At 72.3% G+C, this 14,941-nt stretch carries 19 protein-coding genes, 1 tRNA gene and 1 pseudogene; 18 read left to right on the top strand and 3 right to left on the bottom strand.

Annotated features, from left to right (window positions below; genetic code table 11):
- Nucleotides 1-112: 112 nt before the first annotated feature.
- A complete protein-coding gene (locus G3I42_RS13825) occupies nt 113-898 on the top strand; it encodes a DUF4097 family beta strand repeat-containing protein (RefSeq protein ID WP_164285818.1) in 786 nt (261 codons plus the stop codon).
- Nucleotides 899-945: 47 nt separating this feature from the next.
- On the opposite strand, the gene G3I42_RS13830 is transcribed toward G3I42_RS13825, so the two are convergent.
- On the bottom strand, nt 946-1,164 hold the full coding sequence (locus G3I42_RS13830; RefSeq protein ID WP_164285820.1) for a DUF2277 domain-containing protein: 219 nt from the start codon (nt 1,162-1,164) through the stop codon (nt 946-948).
- An 81-nt stretch (nt 1,165-1,245) separates the two neighbouring features.
- Between G3I42_RS13830 and G3I42_RS13835 the strand changes: the two genes are divergently transcribed.
- The 8 genes from G3I42_RS13835 (at nt 1,246) to G3I42_RS13870 (ending at nt 8,541) form a co-directional block, all read left to right on the top strand.
- Nucleotides 1,246-1,635: a hypothetical protein gene (locus G3I42_RS13835; RefSeq protein WP_164285822.1), complete on the top strand. Its 390-nt coding sequence runs from the start codon at nt 1,246-1,248 to the stop codon at nt 1,633-1,635.
- Between the two features lie 376 nt (nt 1,636-2,011).
- The gene (locus G3I42_RS13840; protein ID WP_203606774.1) at nt 2,012-3,214 is read left to right on the top strand and encodes an ATP-binding protein; all 1,203 of its coding nucleotides are present in this window, start codon (nt 2,012-2,014) and stop codon (nt 3,212-3,214) included.
- A complete protein-coding gene (locus G3I42_RS13845; protein WP_164285824.1) occupies nt 3,211-3,612 on the top strand; it encodes a roadblock/LC7 domain-containing protein in 402 nt (133 codons plus the stop codon). Before G3I42_RS13840 ends, G3I42_RS13845 begins: the two co-directional genes overlap by 4 nt.
- On the top strand, nt 3,609-3,983 hold the full coding sequence (locus tag G3I42_RS13850) for a DUF742 domain-containing protein (protein ID WP_164285826.1): 375 nt from the start codon (nt 3,609-3,611) through the stop codon (nt 3,981-3,983). The genes G3I42_RS13845 and G3I42_RS13850 overlap by 4 nt, the downstream gene beginning before the upstream one ends.
- On the top strand, nt 3,958-4,584 hold the full coding sequence (locus G3I42_RS13855; protein ID WP_164285828.1) for an ATP/GTP-binding protein: 627 nt from the start codon (nt 3,958-3,960) through the stop codon (nt 4,582-4,584). Before G3I42_RS13850 ends, G3I42_RS13855 begins: the two co-directional genes overlap by 26 nt.
- Before the next feature lie 197 nt (nt 4,585-4,781).
- Nucleotides 4,782-6,146, top strand: a complete 1,365-nt coding sequence (locus G3I42_RS13860; protein ID WP_164285830.1) for a cytochrome P450 — start codon at nt 4,782-4,784, stop codon at nt 6,144-6,146.
- A gap of 308 nt (nt 6,147-6,454) precedes the next feature.
- Nucleotides 6,455-7,723 carry a cytochrome P450 gene (locus G3I42_RS13865; RefSeq protein WP_164285832.1) on the top strand — a complete coding sequence of 423 codons (1,269 nt, stop codon included), beginning with the start codon at nt 6,455-6,457 and terminating at the stop codon, nt 7,721-7,723.
- Nucleotides 7,720-8,541 carry an enoyl-CoA hydratase/isomerase family protein gene (locus tag G3I42_RS13870; RefSeq protein WP_164285834.1) on the top strand — a complete coding sequence of 274 codons (822 nt, stop codon included), beginning with the start codon at nt 7,720-7,722 and terminating at the stop codon, nt 8,539-8,541. The genes G3I42_RS13865 and G3I42_RS13870 overlap by 4 nt, the downstream gene beginning before the upstream one ends.
- 60 nt (nt 8,542-8,601) lie before the next feature.
- On the opposite strand, the gene G3I42_RS13875 is transcribed toward G3I42_RS13870, so the two are convergent.
- A complete protein-coding gene (locus G3I42_RS13875) occupies nt 8,602-8,784 on the bottom strand; it encodes a hypothetical protein (protein WP_164285836.1) in 183 nt (60 codons plus the stop codon).
- Nucleotides 8,785-9,255: 471 nt separating this feature from the next.
- Between G3I42_RS13875 and G3I42_RS13880 the strand changes: the two genes are divergently transcribed.
- The 7 genes from G3I42_RS13880 to G3I42_RS13910 all read left to right on the top strand — a co-directional run bounded on the left by G3I42_RS13880 (nt 9,256) and on the right by G3I42_RS13910 (nt 12,885).
- Complete coding sequence (locus tag G3I42_RS13880; RefSeq protein ID WP_164285837.1) at nt 9,256-9,459, top strand: hypothetical protein; 204 nt, start codon at nt 9,256-9,258, stop codon at nt 9,457-9,459.
- 1 nt (nt 9,460) lies between these two features.
- Entirely contained in the window at nt 9,461-9,997 is a 537-nt protein-coding gene (locus G3I42_RS13885) for a DUF6879 family protein (RefSeq protein ID WP_164285839.1), read from the top strand.
- Nucleotides 9,994-10,836, top strand: a complete 843-nt coding sequence (locus G3I42_RS13890) for a helix-turn-helix transcriptional regulator (RefSeq protein WP_164285841.1) — start codon at nt 9,994-9,996, stop codon at nt 10,834-10,836. Before G3I42_RS13885 ends, G3I42_RS13890 begins: the two co-directional genes overlap by 4 nt.
- Before the next feature lie 87 nt (nt 10,837-10,923).
- Nucleotides 10,924-11,364, top strand: a complete 441-nt coding sequence (locus G3I42_RS13895; RefSeq protein WP_164285843.1) for a hypothetical protein — start codon at nt 10,924-10,926, stop codon at nt 11,362-11,364.
- Nucleotides 11,361-11,606 carry a hypothetical protein gene (locus tag G3I42_RS13900; protein ID WP_164285845.1) on the top strand — a complete coding sequence of 82 codons (246 nt, stop codon included), beginning with the start codon at nt 11,361-11,363 and terminating at the stop codon, nt 11,604-11,606. Before G3I42_RS13895 ends, G3I42_RS13900 begins: the two co-directional genes overlap by 4 nt.
- 47 nt (nt 11,607-11,653) lie before the next feature.
- Complete coding sequence (locus G3I42_RS13905) at nt 11,654-12,154, top strand: hypothetical protein (protein WP_164285847.1); 501 nt, start codon at nt 11,654-11,656, stop codon at nt 12,152-12,154.
- Between the two features lie 77 nt (nt 12,155-12,231).
- Nucleotides 12,232-12,885, top strand: a complete 654-nt coding sequence (locus G3I42_RS13910; RefSeq protein ID WP_164285849.1) for a class I SAM-dependent methyltransferase — start codon at nt 12,232-12,234, stop codon at nt 12,883-12,885.
- Between the two features lie 188 nt (nt 12,886-13,073).
- Here the strand turns inward: G3I42_RS13910 and G3I42_RS13915 are convergent.
- Nucleotides 13,074-13,145: transfer RNA gene (locus G3I42_RS13915), tRNA-Val, on the bottom strand.
- Between the two features lie 157 nt (nt 13,146-13,302).
- Here G3I42_RS13915 and G3I42_RS13920 point away from each other — a divergent pair.
- A complete protein-coding gene (locus G3I42_RS13920; protein ID WP_203606775.1) occupies nt 13,303-14,055 on the top strand; it encodes a DUF4097 family beta strand repeat-containing protein in 753 nt (250 codons plus the stop codon).
- Between the two features lie 122 nt (nt 14,056-14,177).
- A pseudogene (locus tag G3I42_RS13925) lies at nt 14,178-14,941 on the top strand (hypothetical protein); the annotation flags it as partial.

A 14,941-nucleotide genomic window follows, 5' to 3' on the forward strand; every position in this document is an offset into this window, starting at 1 on the left:
CGCCCGCCGCGCGCGCGGGTCAGAACGCGCCGCAGAGCTGAGCCGCCCCGCCGGGCCGGGCCCGCCGCGCGGAACGGCCGCTGAACGCCGCGGGGTTGGGCACACTGTCCGTATGCAGCGATCCGACGCACCCCGCCCGGCCGAGCCCCGTGTCTCTCCTCCCGTGCGGCGGCACGGGCGACGGGCGCTGCCCGCGCTCGTGCTGAGCGTGCTGGGTGTGGCGGCGGTGGCGTGCGGCGGCTCGGGGGCGGCCTCGGAGGACGCGCGCGAGGTACCGGAGGGCGGGCGCCTCATCGTCACGACGGAGGGCGGCGTCCGGATCGTCGGGACGGACGCGTCGGGCGTGCGCGTCGACGACGGGACCGGGGCGGACTGGAGGGCGGACGGGAAGACCCGCGTCCTCGACCTGCCCTGCGCGGGGGACGCGCACAAGGACTGCGGCCGGATGCCGCTCGTCCGTGTTCCGCGCGGGACCGCCGTGACGGTCGAGGCGCGGAACGCGGGCGTGGAGGTCACGGACGTGCACGGCTCGCTGCGGCTCGACACCGTCGACGGGGACGTGGTCGTACGCGACGGGGGCGACGCCCACGCGGTCCAGCGGCTCGCGACCCGCAACGGCTCGGTACGGGCCACGGGGCTCGCGGCCTGGCGCCTGGAGGCCGAGACCGTCAACGGCGACGTCGACCTGCGCACGACCACCTCGCCCGATCTGCTCATGGGCACGAGCCGCAACGGCTCCGTGCGCGTCACCCTCCCCGCCGACCCGCCGCCGTACGCGGTGCGCGCCACGACCGTCAACGGGCGCACCGTGAACGACCTGCCGGACGCGTCCGCGGACCCGGACCACCACCTCACGCTGCGCACGGTGAACGGCGACACGGAGGTCCACACGGACTGAGCCCGCGAGCGCTCAGCCCCGGCCCCCTCGGCCCGGGCCCGGTCCCCTCAGCCCCCGGCCCCCTTCACCTCCAGCCCCGCCATCAGCTCGGCCGTGGCGCGTGCCACCTCGGCGACCGCGCGTTCGAACACCTCTCGGTTGTGGGCGGCCGGGGCGCGGAAGCCAGAGACCTTGCGGACGTACTGGAGGGCGGCCTCGTGAATCTCTTCCTCGGTGGCCCATTCGGGCTGGGCGGGGGGACGCAGGGTCTTGATGTTTCGGCACATGCGCACAGCTTGCCGCGCCGGTACGGGCGTGTCGCGCGCTCCGTTCGCTTCGAAAAATCGAACAGGCGTACCATTCGGAGCGTGGCAGAGACCCGAGACTTCCCCGACGACCTCCGCACCGGCCAGGAGGAACTGCACCAGGTGCGGGCGGAGCTGCGCGAGCTGCTGCGGCGGCTGCCCTGGTCCGTGGCACCGCACGACGGCTTCAGCGACGACAACGGGTGGCGTCGCGTGGAGCGGCCCGCGTCCCCGGGCTGGGGCGCCGAGGACCAGGCGCTCGTCAGCAAGCTGCGCACCCGCGAGTTCGAGCTGGCCGTCTTCGTGACCTCCCACCCCTACTGGGCCGAGGTCGCCCAGGAGCGCCGCGCCGAGGCCCGCGACCGCCTCAAGCACACGCCCCCGCCGGCGGCACCGCGGACCACCTCGACGGAGAGCGCCACCCCACCCCCCGCCGCTCCGCCGGAGAGCTGACCCCTCACCCCCCACAGACCTCCCCAAGCCCCACACCCGTCCCGCCACAACCTTTGCCCCGCACCCCTCAATTCAGGCCCTGAGCAGCACTGTTGAGCACCCGCCCCACCGCACTGGTGCAGATGAGGTGAGAGTCGCCGACTGATGTGCGCAACCGTCCAATGACGTAAGTCTCGACTGATACGATCATCGGACTTTCAGTAGGCTGACGACGCGTCACGCGCGTGCGGGGGACAGTCTCAAAGGCCCCATCGCCCAAGGGCGCGGGACGGAACACGCCAGGCGGCTCCGCGCCACCCGCCACGACGCACGACCCCGCGCGGTGCCCCGGAGGACCCGTCCCCGTCCTCGCGCGGTGCGAGTTGAAGAGAGTCTCATGACTTCATTTTTCCGAGATCCGCTGCTGTGGTTCTCGCTGGTAGTGCTCGTGGTCGCGGTGGTGGCCGTGCTGCGGGCGCGAAGGATCAACCTCTCGCTCAGGGAAGCGAAGGCCGAGTTGGAGGCGGGACTCGGCCGGGCCAGGGGTGACGTAGCGCACCTGGAGGCGAGATACGCCTCCCTGGCCGACCGGCACCGCGGCGAACTCGCCGACGTCCGCGCGGACGCCGAATCCTCCACCAAGGCCGTCCTGAAATCGGCGATGGGCACGCTCCAGTCCCTCGCCGAGGAACAGCAGCTCCTGCTCGACGGGCTGCTCCAGAAGTACGGCGACGACTCCGAGATGCTCGCCGACCTCATGTCGGTCGACCACACGGGCAGCCAGATCGGGCGCCGCGCCAAGGGCATCTCGGTGCTGTGCGGCGGCTGGCTCGGACGCCGGCAGACCCCGGCGAACGTCTACGACGTGGCCCGCAGCGCCCAGGGCCGCATCAAGGGCTTCGGCCGGGTGAGCGTGCACGCCCAGGTCGGTGCCCAGGTCGTGAGCAAGGCGGTCGAACCGCTCGCCGTCGTGCTCGCCGAACTGCTCGACAACGCGACGGCGTACAGCGCCCCGGGCACCCCGGTCGAGGTGAACATCCAGACCGTGCCCACCGGCATCTGCTTCATCGTCGACGACGCGGGCCTCGGCATGGACCAGGAGACCAAGGACCGGGCGGCGGCGCTGCTGTCGTCCCAGGAGACCGTCGACATCACCAGGCTCGGCGACCCGCCCCGCTTCGGCTTCGCGGTGTGCGGGATGCTCGCGACCCGTTACGGCTTCGCGGTCTCGGTCGGTTCGGTGTCCCCCTACGGAGGCGTGCGTGCCGTGATCCGCGTACCGGAAGAACTCCTCAGCGCACAGTCGGCGGCCCCCGCCGAGCCCGCCGCCCGGCAGGACGCCGGGCAGGCGGAGGAGGCCCCGCAGCGCCTCGCGCCCGTACCGGTCGGCCCCTCGCACATCGTGGGCCGCACCTCCGGCGGGCTCCCCAAGCGCAGCCGCCGCCAGCGCGCCATCTCGGTCGTCCCCGAGCCCGCGGCGAGTGAGGCGACGGCACCGGAACAGTCCAGTGAAGTGACCGCTTCCCGCCTCGGCGCCTTCGCACGGGGCACCCAGCTCGGGCGGAGCACGACCTCCTTGGAAGGACCAGATCAGCCGTGAACACCGACCTGTCATGGGTGCTGAACGACGTGCTGGAAGTGCGCGGCGCACGCCACGCGATCCTTGTCTCGGGTGACGGGCTGCTGCTCCAGCGCTCGGACCAGATATCCCGCGACGACGCGGAGACCAACGCGGCGGCGATGAGTTCCATGCAGTCGCTCAGCCGCGCGGTCGCCCCCTTCGTCGGCGCGGGCAACGGTTTCTGGAAGCAGACGCTGCTGGAGTACGACGGCGGCTGGATCTTCCTCATCGCCGCGGGCTCGGGCGCCTACCTCGCCGTCTCGGCCGCGGTCGACGTCGACATGGAGGCCGTGTCCTTCCGGATGCAGAAGACGGTGACCGCGCTCGCGAAGGCGATGAGCGTCGCCCCGCGCACCGACAACGGTGTCGGCGTATGACGGCCCCCGACGAGGAGGCTTCCGTCACGAGCGACTTCGTCCGCTCGTACGTCATCACCGGCGGCAGGGAACTGCCCGCCCCCGAGGACCTGGCGCTGCACACCCTGGTGACGCTGGCCCCCGACCGCACCCTGCCGCTCGGCGCCAGTCCCGAGACCCGGGCGATCTGGGAGCTGTGCGGCGGGGGGTACCTCTCCGTCGCCGAGGTCGCCGGCCACCTCGGGCTGCCCGTCGGTGTCGTGCGGTTACTCCTCACCGACCTCGCACGGCAGGGCCACCTCATGCGCCGGGCCGAACCGCCCCAGGCCCAGCACGTTGACAGAGCGACTCTGGAGAAGGTTCTCAATGGACTCCAATCCCTCATCGGCTGAGGCACCCGCCACGACCTCCGCCGGAGCCGCCCCACGCTCCATCTACGTCCCCAGCGCGGTGACCAACGCCGCGAAGATCCTGGTGGTCGGGCACTTCGCCGTGGGCAAGACGACCCTCATCGGCTCGCTCTCGGAGATCACCCCGCTGCGCACCGAGGAGCGCATGACCCGCGCCTCGGTCGACGTGGACGACCTGCGCGGCACGGGCGACAAGAGCACGACGACCGTCGCGCTCGACTTCGGCCGGCTCACCCTGAGCGAGGACCTCGTCCTCTACCTCTTCGGCACGCCCGGTCAGCAGCGCTTCATGCAGCTGTGGGAGGACATGGCGCGCGGCGCGCTCGGCGCGCTGCTGCTCGTCGACCCCTCGCGCCTGGAGCAGACCTTCCCGGTCATCGACCTGATCGAGAGCTACGGCCTGGAGTACGCGGTCGCCGTCAACTCCTTCGACACCGGCACCTCCTACAGCACGGAGGAGGTCCGCGAAGCGCTCGACCTGCTTCCGGACACCCCGGTGGTCGTCTGCGACGCGCGCGATCAGCGCTCCTCGGCGCAGGCGCTCATCGCGCTCGTCCGCCACCTGCTCGAACACGCGGCCTGACCGCGTCCTCCGCCGTACGGGCCGGTCCTGCCCGTACGGCGGAGGCGCGGCCTCCCCGCGCGTACGGGCCCGGACGGCGCCGCCTTCCCGGGCCACCAACCGCCGCCCCGCCCGCATCCCCCGTCCACGCGGCCCTTCCCCCGGCCGCTTCCCCCTCGCTCCCCGGGAGCCCCCTCCCGGTTCATGAAGGAAGTCCGATGAACGCTCCTCGCGCGTCCGCCCCGACCGGCGGCGGATGCCCCATGCACGACGCGGCCTTCGCCGCCGACCCGCGCCAGGTGTACGAGAAGCTGCGCGCGGGCGGCGCGGCGGGGGCCGTCGAGCTGGCCCCCGGGGTCGAGGGCACGCTCGTCGTCGACCACGGCACCGCCCTCCAGGTGCTCCGCAACACCGAACTGTTCCCGCGCGACTCGCGCCGCTGGCGGGATCTCGTCGAGGGGCGCATCGCCGCCGACAACCCGCTGCTGCCGATGCTCGGCTACCGGCCCAACACCATGTTCAGCGACGGCTCCACGCACCTGCGCCTGCGCAAGGCCGTCACCGACAGCCTCGCCAAGCTCAACATGAGCCGGATCCGCCGCGAGGTCGAGCCCATCGCCGACCACCTCCTGGACCAGTTCAGCGAGCGCGGCCGGGCGGACCTGCTCTCCGACTACGCCAAGCTGCTGCCGCTGCTCCTCTTCAACAAGCTCTTCGGCTGCCCCGCCGGCATCGGCGACACCCTGACCTCCTCGATGTCGGCGATCTTCGACGGCCGCGACCCGCTGCGCGCCAACGAGGAACTGACCGCGTGCCTCATGGAGCTGATCGCCCTCAAGCGGCGCCAGCCCGGTGACGACATCACCTCCTGGCTCATCCAGCACCCGGCCGGGCTCACCGACGCCGAGCTGAACGATCAGCTCGTCATGATGATGGGCGCCGGTGTCGAGCCGGAGCGCAACCTCATCGGCAACACCCTGCTGCTCATGCTCTCCGCCTCGGGCGACCGCGACTCCGGCCCGCAGATCGAGGAGGCGATGGACCACGTGCTGTGGAACGCCTCCCCGATCGCCAACTACGCGGCCCACTACCCCGTGCAGGACGTGGACTTCGGCGGGCACGTCGCCGAGGCGAACACCCCCGTGCTCATCTCCTTCGCGGGGGCCAACGGCGACCCCCGGCTCGCCGAGGCGCGGGGCAACCAGAGCAAGGGAGCACACCTCGCCTGGGGCGCGGGCCCGCACGCGTGCCCCGCCAAGGACCCCGCGCAGGTCATCGCGAGCGCCGCGATCGAACGGCTGCTCAACGCGCTGCCCGACCTCTCCCTCGCCGTCCCCGAGCAGGAACTGCGCTGGCGCCCCGGCCCCTTCCACCGGGCGCTCGTCTCGCTGCCGGTCAACTTCAGCCCCTCCCCCGCGACCCGCATGGCCGCGCGCCGCCCCCAGCCGACGCCGGGCGAGGAGCGCGGGGCCCGTACCGCCGCCGGGCGCGGCACGGACGGCGTCGGCGGTACGGGGGGTACACCGGAACCGGCCCGCAAGAAGGGCTTCTGGTCGGCGTTCCTCGACGTCTTCCGCGCCTGACCTCCCCCCGGGTGCACGCATCCGGTCCACACGGTTGCGCGGGATGTGAGGGCTCATCACCTGCTGACACATCAGGCCTTTATCCCGCGCACGGGTTTCGTGGTGCGGCGGCCCCTGCCCCAGGGCCCCGCACCACGGCCAGGCGCGGAGCGAACCGTGACAGAAGTGGAGAACGAGGGGCATTTTCCCGGGTGTTGACGGGGCTGAAAACACCGCATGTGACAGAGGAAACACACAGTGGCGCATGACGCCTGGTCAGGAAGGGTAGGTTCCGCCGGTACCGGCAGCCTTAGCCGAAGGAGCTATGCGTGAACGCCGTAGGCCATCACCCCGGCACCTCCACCGTCAGCCGCCGCGCCGTCATCCCCCTGTTGCGGCGCCTTCGCAGCGCTGAGGGAACGGCGAACCCGCGCCCCGTGTGGGCCGCCCTCCACGAACTGGGAGAACTCGTCCCCGCACCCTGGGGCGGGTACTTCGTGGTCGGCTTCGACGCCTGCAACGAGGTGCTGCGCGGCAGGAAATGGCAGAGCACCGACTTCGCCTGGCAGGAGCGCCAGGGCAACCCCGAGCGCTGGGCCGACCTCGCGACCCGGGAGATGACCCGTACCCTCCCCCGCCTCAACGCCCCGGCGCACACGTGCCAGCGGCGCGCCGTCGGCACTCCCTTCGACCGTGCCTCACTCGAAGCCCTGCGCCCCATGATCGCCACGCTCATCTCCTCGCTGCTCGACGAGCTGGAGGCCGAGATCAGGGCCGAGGGACACGCCGACTTCATGCGGATCGTGGGCGAGCAGCTTCCCGCGCGCTCGGTCGGCGAGTGGATCGGCATCGACCGCGCCAAGCACGCCCATCTCCTCGACTTCACCCACCGCCAGGTCTACGCGCAGGAGTTGCTGCCCACTCGCAGCCAGCTCGCCGTCTCCGAGCAGGCCACGCTGGAGATGCGGGAGTTCTTCACCCAGCTCATCCGCGAGCGGCGCGCCCAGCCCGGCGACGACGCCCTCACGCGGTGGATCGCCCACTTCGACGCCTTGTCCGGCGGCGACCGGGCCGCCGCCGACCAGGTCATCTACGACCTCACCATGTTCGTCACCATCGCCTCCCTGGAGACGAGCGCGGTCCTCATGGGCAACGCGGTCCACCTCGTCACCGCCGACCCGACCCGCGCCGCGTGGCTGGGCGCGCACCCGGAGCACATCGCGTCGACGGTCGAGGAGGTGCTGCGCTGGGACCCGCCCATCTCGATCAACTCCCGCGTCGCCTCGGAGGACCTCGTCCTCGCGGGTGTCCCCATCCCGCGCGACACGACGGTCCACGTGATGTACGGGGCCGCCGCGCACGATCCGCGCCGCAACCCCGACCCGGACACCTTCGACCCGTTGCGCCGGGGCGGCCACCTCTCCTTCGGGGGCGGCCTCCACTACTGCCTGGGGGCCGGTCTGGCCAGGCTCGAAGCGCAGGAGCTTCTCGCACAAGTGCTGAAACGTTTCCCCACATTGCGGGCGGTGACGCCGCCGGTCTTCGACGACACCCGCCTCGTCTTCCGCCGACTCGTCTCCCTGGACGTCCAGATATGACCGGCCGGCCCGAGCCGGACGGGGCACGACCGCCCACGCCCGAACCGCCGTCACCGCTGTCCCTCCTCCCCCTGGACAGCGACCGCAAAACCCTCCGCACGCGCCGCGAAGGCGGCCTCCTCCTCGTCGAACTGCGCGAACCGGAGCGGGGCAACGCCGTCACGGACACCATGCTCGACGAGTTGTACGAGGTGCTCGACGCCCAGGACACCACGACGAAGGTCGTCGTCCTGACCGGCGCCGGGCCCGACTTCTGTCTCGGCGGCGACCGCCACGAACTCTCCGCGCACATGGCCGACGATCCGGCCGGGGGCGCCGTACGCCTCTCCGGCGCACGGGCCCGCCGCGTGTGCGAGGCGCTGAGCACGGGACCCACCGTGACCATCGCCCGCGTCCAGGGACGCGCGATCGGCGCCGGATTCGCGCTCGCGCTCGCCTGCGACCTGCGTGTCGGCGCCGAGACCGCGAGCTTCCGGCTGCCCGAACTGGCCCTCGGCCTGCCGGTCGCCTGGGGCGGCCTCCTGCCCCGCCTCATCAACGAGGCAGGCGCGGCCCGCGTCCGCGAGTTCGTCCTGACGGCCCGCGCGGTCGGGGCCGAGGAGGCGCTGCGCCTGTCGATCCTCCAGCGGGTCGTGCCGGAGACGGGCCTGGACGCCGCCGTCCTCGCCTGGGCCAAGCCACTGCTGCGCCGTTCCCCCACCGCGCTGCGCCTCACCAAGACGCTCTTCAACGCCCACGCGGCCCCCACCCGCCTGGCCGACGCGAGCCTCCTCGACCCGGAACTGATGGCCCTGGCCCTCACCGAGGCCCGCCGCTGACCGGGCGGCCCCCGGCCGACGACGCCCGGGGGCCGCGCGCAGCCGACGGGGGCTGTCGCCCTAGCGTGTGACCCGTCGCCGCGACGGCCCCACGAAGGGCGCGATGCCCCCGTACACGAGGGAGACGACGGCCCACCGGAACCCGAGGTCCGCGCCCCACTCTCCCGTGATCGCGGACATCACCACGGCCACGACTCCCCCGACCACCACCGCCGCCAGCACCCACCGCAAGAACCGCCTCATGCCTCCGCGCGTACCCACGAGGGCACGGGAAAGACCTCTTCACCCCAACCGCCCTTCGCACGAGGGCCGTTGTCGTCCCGGTCCCCCACGTGCCCCCCCCGGGCCCTCGCACACCACGAGCCCGTTCCCGCGCCGGACCACCAAGGAGTCAGCCGTATGCCGGCCATCATCGCCGCCAGGGACCGCGCCGAGTCGGCCGCTTCTTCCGGGAACTGCCGGAGCTCTCCCAAGCCCCGTCCTGTGGCCGTGACAAGCCTGCGCGGGGGCGCTTCGACCGGGGGCCTGTTGGGCATCGCGCGGGGCGGTCCCGCCCTCCCGCCACGTGAGGGGAAGGGGCACTTTCTGTTGCTCGGGCATTGCGCCGCCCTGGTGCTTGGCCCGCGATAACAGCAATTCCCCGCAATCGCCGCCCGCCAGCGCTCATTCCGGCGCATCCTGAGCGGACGTTCAGCCGACACGAAGGAAGCAGACATGACGCTGCGATTCATCGGCACCACCAGCGACAACGGCGGTTGCCCCACGCTCTACGAAGTCGTGGAAACCGGCGACATCGTAGTCCAAGGCGATCAGCTCACCGACCCCAATGACCTCGCGCAGCTCCGCGACGTCAAGGACAGCGAGACCTTCGTGGTGATCCCGCGCGACCTGCTCACCCGCTTCGCGCCGAAGGAGTGACGTGGCTGATCTCCTTCCGTTCGCAGAGGTCGCTCACCTCTTCCAGGACTTCGAGCACACCGCCTGGAGACTGGAGTCCCAGCAGGGCTACGCCTCCGATCGGGAGAGCCCGAAATGGGCCCGCTGGAAGGCCGGGCAGGACCTCTTGGCCGAACCCCTCGACGAGTGGCGGCTGAACGTCGCCGAACAGGTGGCTCTCGGAAAGCGTTTCGAGCGCGTGCGCGTCGTGGACGCACCCCCGACCGAGGGGCAGCGATTCCTCCTCGCCAGCGGTCTCGGCAACGTCGCGGCAGGCGAGGACATCCGTAACCTCGACCGCCTCACCGCGGTGCGGCTCCGCCTGCCCGTGGAGGACTTCTGGCTCTTCGACTCCCGGCTCGTTGTCCGCTTCGCGTTCACGGAGGCGGGGGAGATGCTCGGCGTCACCACGACGGAAGCGCCCGGGGACGTCCTCCGGGCGTGCCAAGTACGCGATGCCGCCTGGCATCACGCGGTCCGCACCGCCGAGTACCTGAGCCGGGTACCGTCTGACGCGTGAGCGCGACGGACTTCCAAACCGGGCGTGAGGCCCTCGGTGCGCGGCTGCGCGAGCTGCGCACCGAGGCCGGCCTTCAGGGGAAAGACCTTGCCGCCCGCCTCGGCTGGCAGAGGTCGAAGGTCTCCCGGCTGGAAACCGGCAAGCAGACCCCCACCACCGACGACCTCACGGCCTGGGCGCAGGCCACAGACGAGACGGCAGCCTCGGACCTCACGAGCCGCCTTCGCGGTCTGGAGTCACAACACCGGTCCTGGCGCCGTCAGCTCACGGCCGGGCACCGGGCCGTCCAGGACCGCTACGTCTCCACCTACCGTGCAGTACGCACCGTGCGCGGGTACGAGGCCACCGTCATCCCGGGGATCGTTCAGACCGCGGACTACGCACGCGCCCTGTTCGCAGGCAACTCCCAGCTCCACCGAACGCCGCCGGACGCCGAGGCGGCAGTCAACTCCCGGATGGCCCGCCAAGCCGTGCTCTACGAGCCGGGCCGCACCTTCCGCGTCCTTATCTGGGAGGGCGCGCTCCACGCGTTGATCTGCGAGCGCGACGCCATGGCGGCACAGCTCGACCGGCTCGTCAGCCTGATCGGCCTGCCCAGCATCGACCTGGGAATCGTGCCGCTGGGCGCCCCCATGCCCTTCGCCCTCAAACACGGCTTCTGGATCTACGACGAGGCCCGCGTCATCGTGGAGACGATCAGTAGCGAACTGACTCTGGAGTCGGACGACGACCTCAGCCTGTACGGACGCGTCTGGGACCAGCTCTCCGAAACCGCTGCTCGCGGTACGCGGGCGCACCGGTTGATCGCGCGCGCCAGGGCTTCCTTGGGGCTGGCGTAACAGCAATCCGCACAACCCCCGCACGCGGTCCGCAATCCGGTGCAATCGCCGGGCGGGCGCGCAACCCTGCCGCCTACGGTCCGTGTCATGGCAGTCATCCGAGGCGGGGCCGGGCGCCCCCGGCTCACGCGCGCCGTGGCCAACCCGCGACAGGCACTCCGCACATGGACGCACGACGACCGGCTCGTGCCCGTCCCCTCGTCCGGCCCGCGGCGGGTCGTTGAGGCGCCGCTCCACCCGAGCATCGACGGGATGTGCGTCATTCGCACCACGGGGGAGCTGGGCCCCGCCCTCGCCTCCGTCCGCGGACCGCTGGCCTGGTGGCTCGTGCCAGCTCACGAGGCGGACGACCTCGCCGGTCTCCGGCGGCTCACCGTCCACCCGCGCGGGCGGCTGCTCGACTGCCCGCATGAGGGCATCGGAAGCGAGGGGCGTCTCTGGCTCGAACCTCCGGACGGAAGCGGGCAACTCACGCCCATGGCCCAGCTCGGCGCCGCGTTCGGCCCGGCCGGGGTGGTGGCACGGTGAGCACGCCCGAGCTCGTTCTCCCCGCCATCGAGACGCTCACCGACGATCAGCGAGGAGGCCGCGCCTGCGTGTGGTGCGGGTCCTCGCTCGACCCCGGCATCAGCGACATCGACCTCGGCGCACGCCCCGCCACCCGCGCCGGGTGCGCCTGGTTCCCGCGCGCCTGCCAGGGCTGCGCGCACCTCCACACCTCGGAAACACGGGACGGAGCACCTGAGCCCCGCCTCGGCCTCCACAGCTGACAAAGCGCGGCCGAGACGGAACACCCACCCACGAGGGAAGGAAGCCCATGACCGTCACGCTCGATACATCGGTGCTCACCCGCACCCGCGACCCGCGGGAACTGCTCAACGCGGTCGCCCCTCACATCACCGAACTCACCCTCAACGTCTTCGACAGCGGCCTGGACATCTGGGACCGCGAGATCGCCCTGCTCCTGCGCGACCACACCATGGTGAAGGACATGGCCGAACGCATCCTCGGCAACGCCGTCATGTACACCCTCGGCTCCATCGAGAACCGCGACGTCCATCTCGGGGTGGGCAAACTCGTGGACATCGGCGTCCACCAGCTCATCCTCGACACCCCGGTCTGGTGGGGCATCTGCCGCCTCTACAACGACGGCGCCTTCAAGCACCACGCCCCGTTCATCGAGCGCCGCAACGACGGCCTGTGCCTGCGCACCGGCGACTTCCTGCGCTCCCAGGGCTGGGACATCGACGACGAACTGTGGGCCGTCGACGGCGCCAACTGCTCCCCGTGCGACAGCAAGGTCCCCGACAGTCACTGACCCCGCCACCGTCAGCTCTGCCCTCGCCGGCTGGCGAGGGCAGAGCCCTCGACCCGACCGACCGGAGGAACACAGCAGTGCCCGTGCCGCACGACATCCCCGCCGAGACCGAACTCTGGGACGCCTACGCCAAAAGCGCCTTCGGCGCCGTGGCGGAACCCTCGTTCTGCTGGACCCAGTACGCCGGCCACGGCCCAGGGCCCGAGCTACTGGGCTCGCCGAAGTCGGTACTGGAGATCGGATGCGGCACCGGGCGCGCCCTCGCCCACCTCGCACAGCAGGGCGTGAAGGGCACGGGAGTGGACCTGTCGCCGCGCATGGTGGAACTGGCCGGCCAACGATGGACACCGCTCGGGCTCCACATCGAGCAGGGCGAAGTCCTGGACTGGCTCAGCACTGACACCAGCCGGTACGACGCCGTGTACTCCATCTTCGGCGCGGCCTGGTTCACCGACCCGGCCCGCCTCTTCCCTCTCGTCCGCGAGCGCCTGCCCCCCGGCGGCGTGTTCGTCTTCTCCCAGCCACCGGCCATCCCCGGCGCCTACGGACCCCAGGGCATGTACAAGGGCGGGTTCGCCGGACGAGCGATGTTCACCTACCGGTACAGCTACAGGCCGGCGGTGTGGGAGCGGCACCTTCTGCGGGCCGGGTTCGCCACGGCGAACGCGCGGACGATCGACGCCCCCGAGGACGGGCACATCGGCACCCTCCTCGTCACCGCCCAGACCTGACCACCGGGTGGCCGCAGCACCTGCCCGGGCAGCGGCCGGCCCGCCCTGCGGGAGCGCTCCCTGACTCCCCGTTCCCCACGCTTCCGTCGAGGGCGGGGACTCCGGGTGGACTCCGGGCACACGAAGGCCCCCCAGCCCTGACGGACTGGGGGGGGCGCAAACACGCTCTGACCTGCTGTCTATCCCGGTGGGCGCGGACGGTTTCGAACCGCCGACATTCGCCTTGTAAGGGCGACGCTCTACCCCTGAGCTACGCGCCCGGGTCGAGCCGACAGCCTACCTTGCCCCGGGCGGGGGCCGGGACAGGGTCCGGTGGGGAAAACCCCCGGGTGAGGACGGGGGGTCGCGTCATCGTCGGGAGCGGGGCCGTATTCGTACCGTCGCAGGGACGACGACGGCGAACGGGGGCGGCGGATCATGCGGCGAGGGCGTGCGGTGGCGGCGGCGGTGATCGGGGCGGGGCTCGTGGCGGTGCTCGGCGGGTGCGCCGACGCCTCCGGGGCGAAGGCGGAACACCGGGCCTGGGCCTTCCAGGGGAAACGGCTCACGGTCGAGGTGGACGACACACGGCTCGACGTCGTCGCGGCGGACGTCGAGAGGATCGAGGTCACGCGGCGCGTCGCGGGGCACGTCGTGCTGGGCAAGGGGCCGACGTCGAGCTGGGGGCTCGACGGGGACCGGCTGCGGTTGCGGGTCTCGTGCGCGGGGCTCATCGCCGACTGCGACGCGCGGTACGAGGTGAAGGTCCCGCGCGCGCTCGCGCTCACCGTGCGCGCCGAGGACGGCGCGGTGCGCCTCTCGGGGTTCCGGACTGCGGTCGACGCGCGGGTGGCGGACGGCTCGCTGCGCGTGCGGGACGTCTCCGGGCCGCTCGACCTGCGCAGCGCGGACGGGAGCGTCGACGCGCGCGGGGTCGGCTCGCGCACCGTGCGGATGCGGAGCGAGGACGGCTCGCTGCGCCTCGTGGCCCGTACCGCGCCCGCGCTCGTCGAGACGGAGTCCGAGGACGGTTCGACGACCGTCGAGCTGCCGGGCGCGGTCTCGTACGACGTACGGACCAGGGTCGGGGACGGGAGTACGCACGTCTCGGTGGACCGTACGCGGGACGGCGCGCACAAGGTACGGTCGCGCAGCGCGGACGGGTCGGTCACCGTCCGTGAGGCGGACTGACGGCGGGGCCGCACCACCCGCCACAACCGGCCCCCGCTTCCGCGAACTTTTCCGTCCGCGTGTTCGTCCTCCTGGATGGGAGAATGAAACGAGCAAGCCAGACGCGGCACGGGAGAGGGATTGTGACGGCGACACCTCGGCGGTCGTGCACCGGGCGGGCGGCACGGCGGCCCGGGGCGGGTGCTGCTCCGGCACGGTCCGGGGCCCGCCCCGCGCCCTCCCCCCTGCGCGATCTCCTGGCCCTTGGCCTGCTGCTCCCCCTGCCCCTCCTCGTCGCGCTCCCCGGCGCCCTCACCGGCGGCGGGGGCGGCTCACGGCGCTGGTTCGGCGGCGGCGGGCGCGGCGAGAGCAGACGCGCGGAGGCGCAGGCCGCGAAGGACGCCGCCGCGAGCGCCTTCTACGAGCTCGACACGGCGCAGCGCGACCTGCGCATCTCGATCGAGACGATCTCCGCCGTCGACGACACCCCCGCCGGACAGCGCGCGGTCTCCGACTTCGCCGCGCTCGGCCGGAAGATCGACGAGGCGAGCGGTACGTACATCGCCGCCGTCGACGCCGTCGACCTCGACCGTGACGAGCTGGACGGCGCGGCGGCCTCGCGGGCGCGGCGCGCGCTGGACGGCGCGAAGGACGAGCTGACGCGGGTCAAGGCGGAACTCGACCGGTTCGCGGAGAGCCTCGGGCCGCTGCTCGGCAAGGCCGAGACGCAGCTCGCGCGGCTCGCCCCCGCCGTCGAGCGGGCCAAGCAGTCGCTGCTCGCCACGACGACCGCGCTCGACACCGTACGGTCCCAGGGGCTGCGCGCCGACGACCTGGCCGCGCGGCTCGCGACGCTCGCCCCCGAGCTGACCCGGCTCAACGAGGGCGCCGCGCGGCACGGCGTGGC

Origin of the sequence: Streptomyces sp. SID11385, assembly GCF_010548245.1 — a bacterium.
GTDB lineage: Bacteria > Actinomycetota > Actinomycetes > Streptomycetales > Streptomycetaceae > Streptomyces.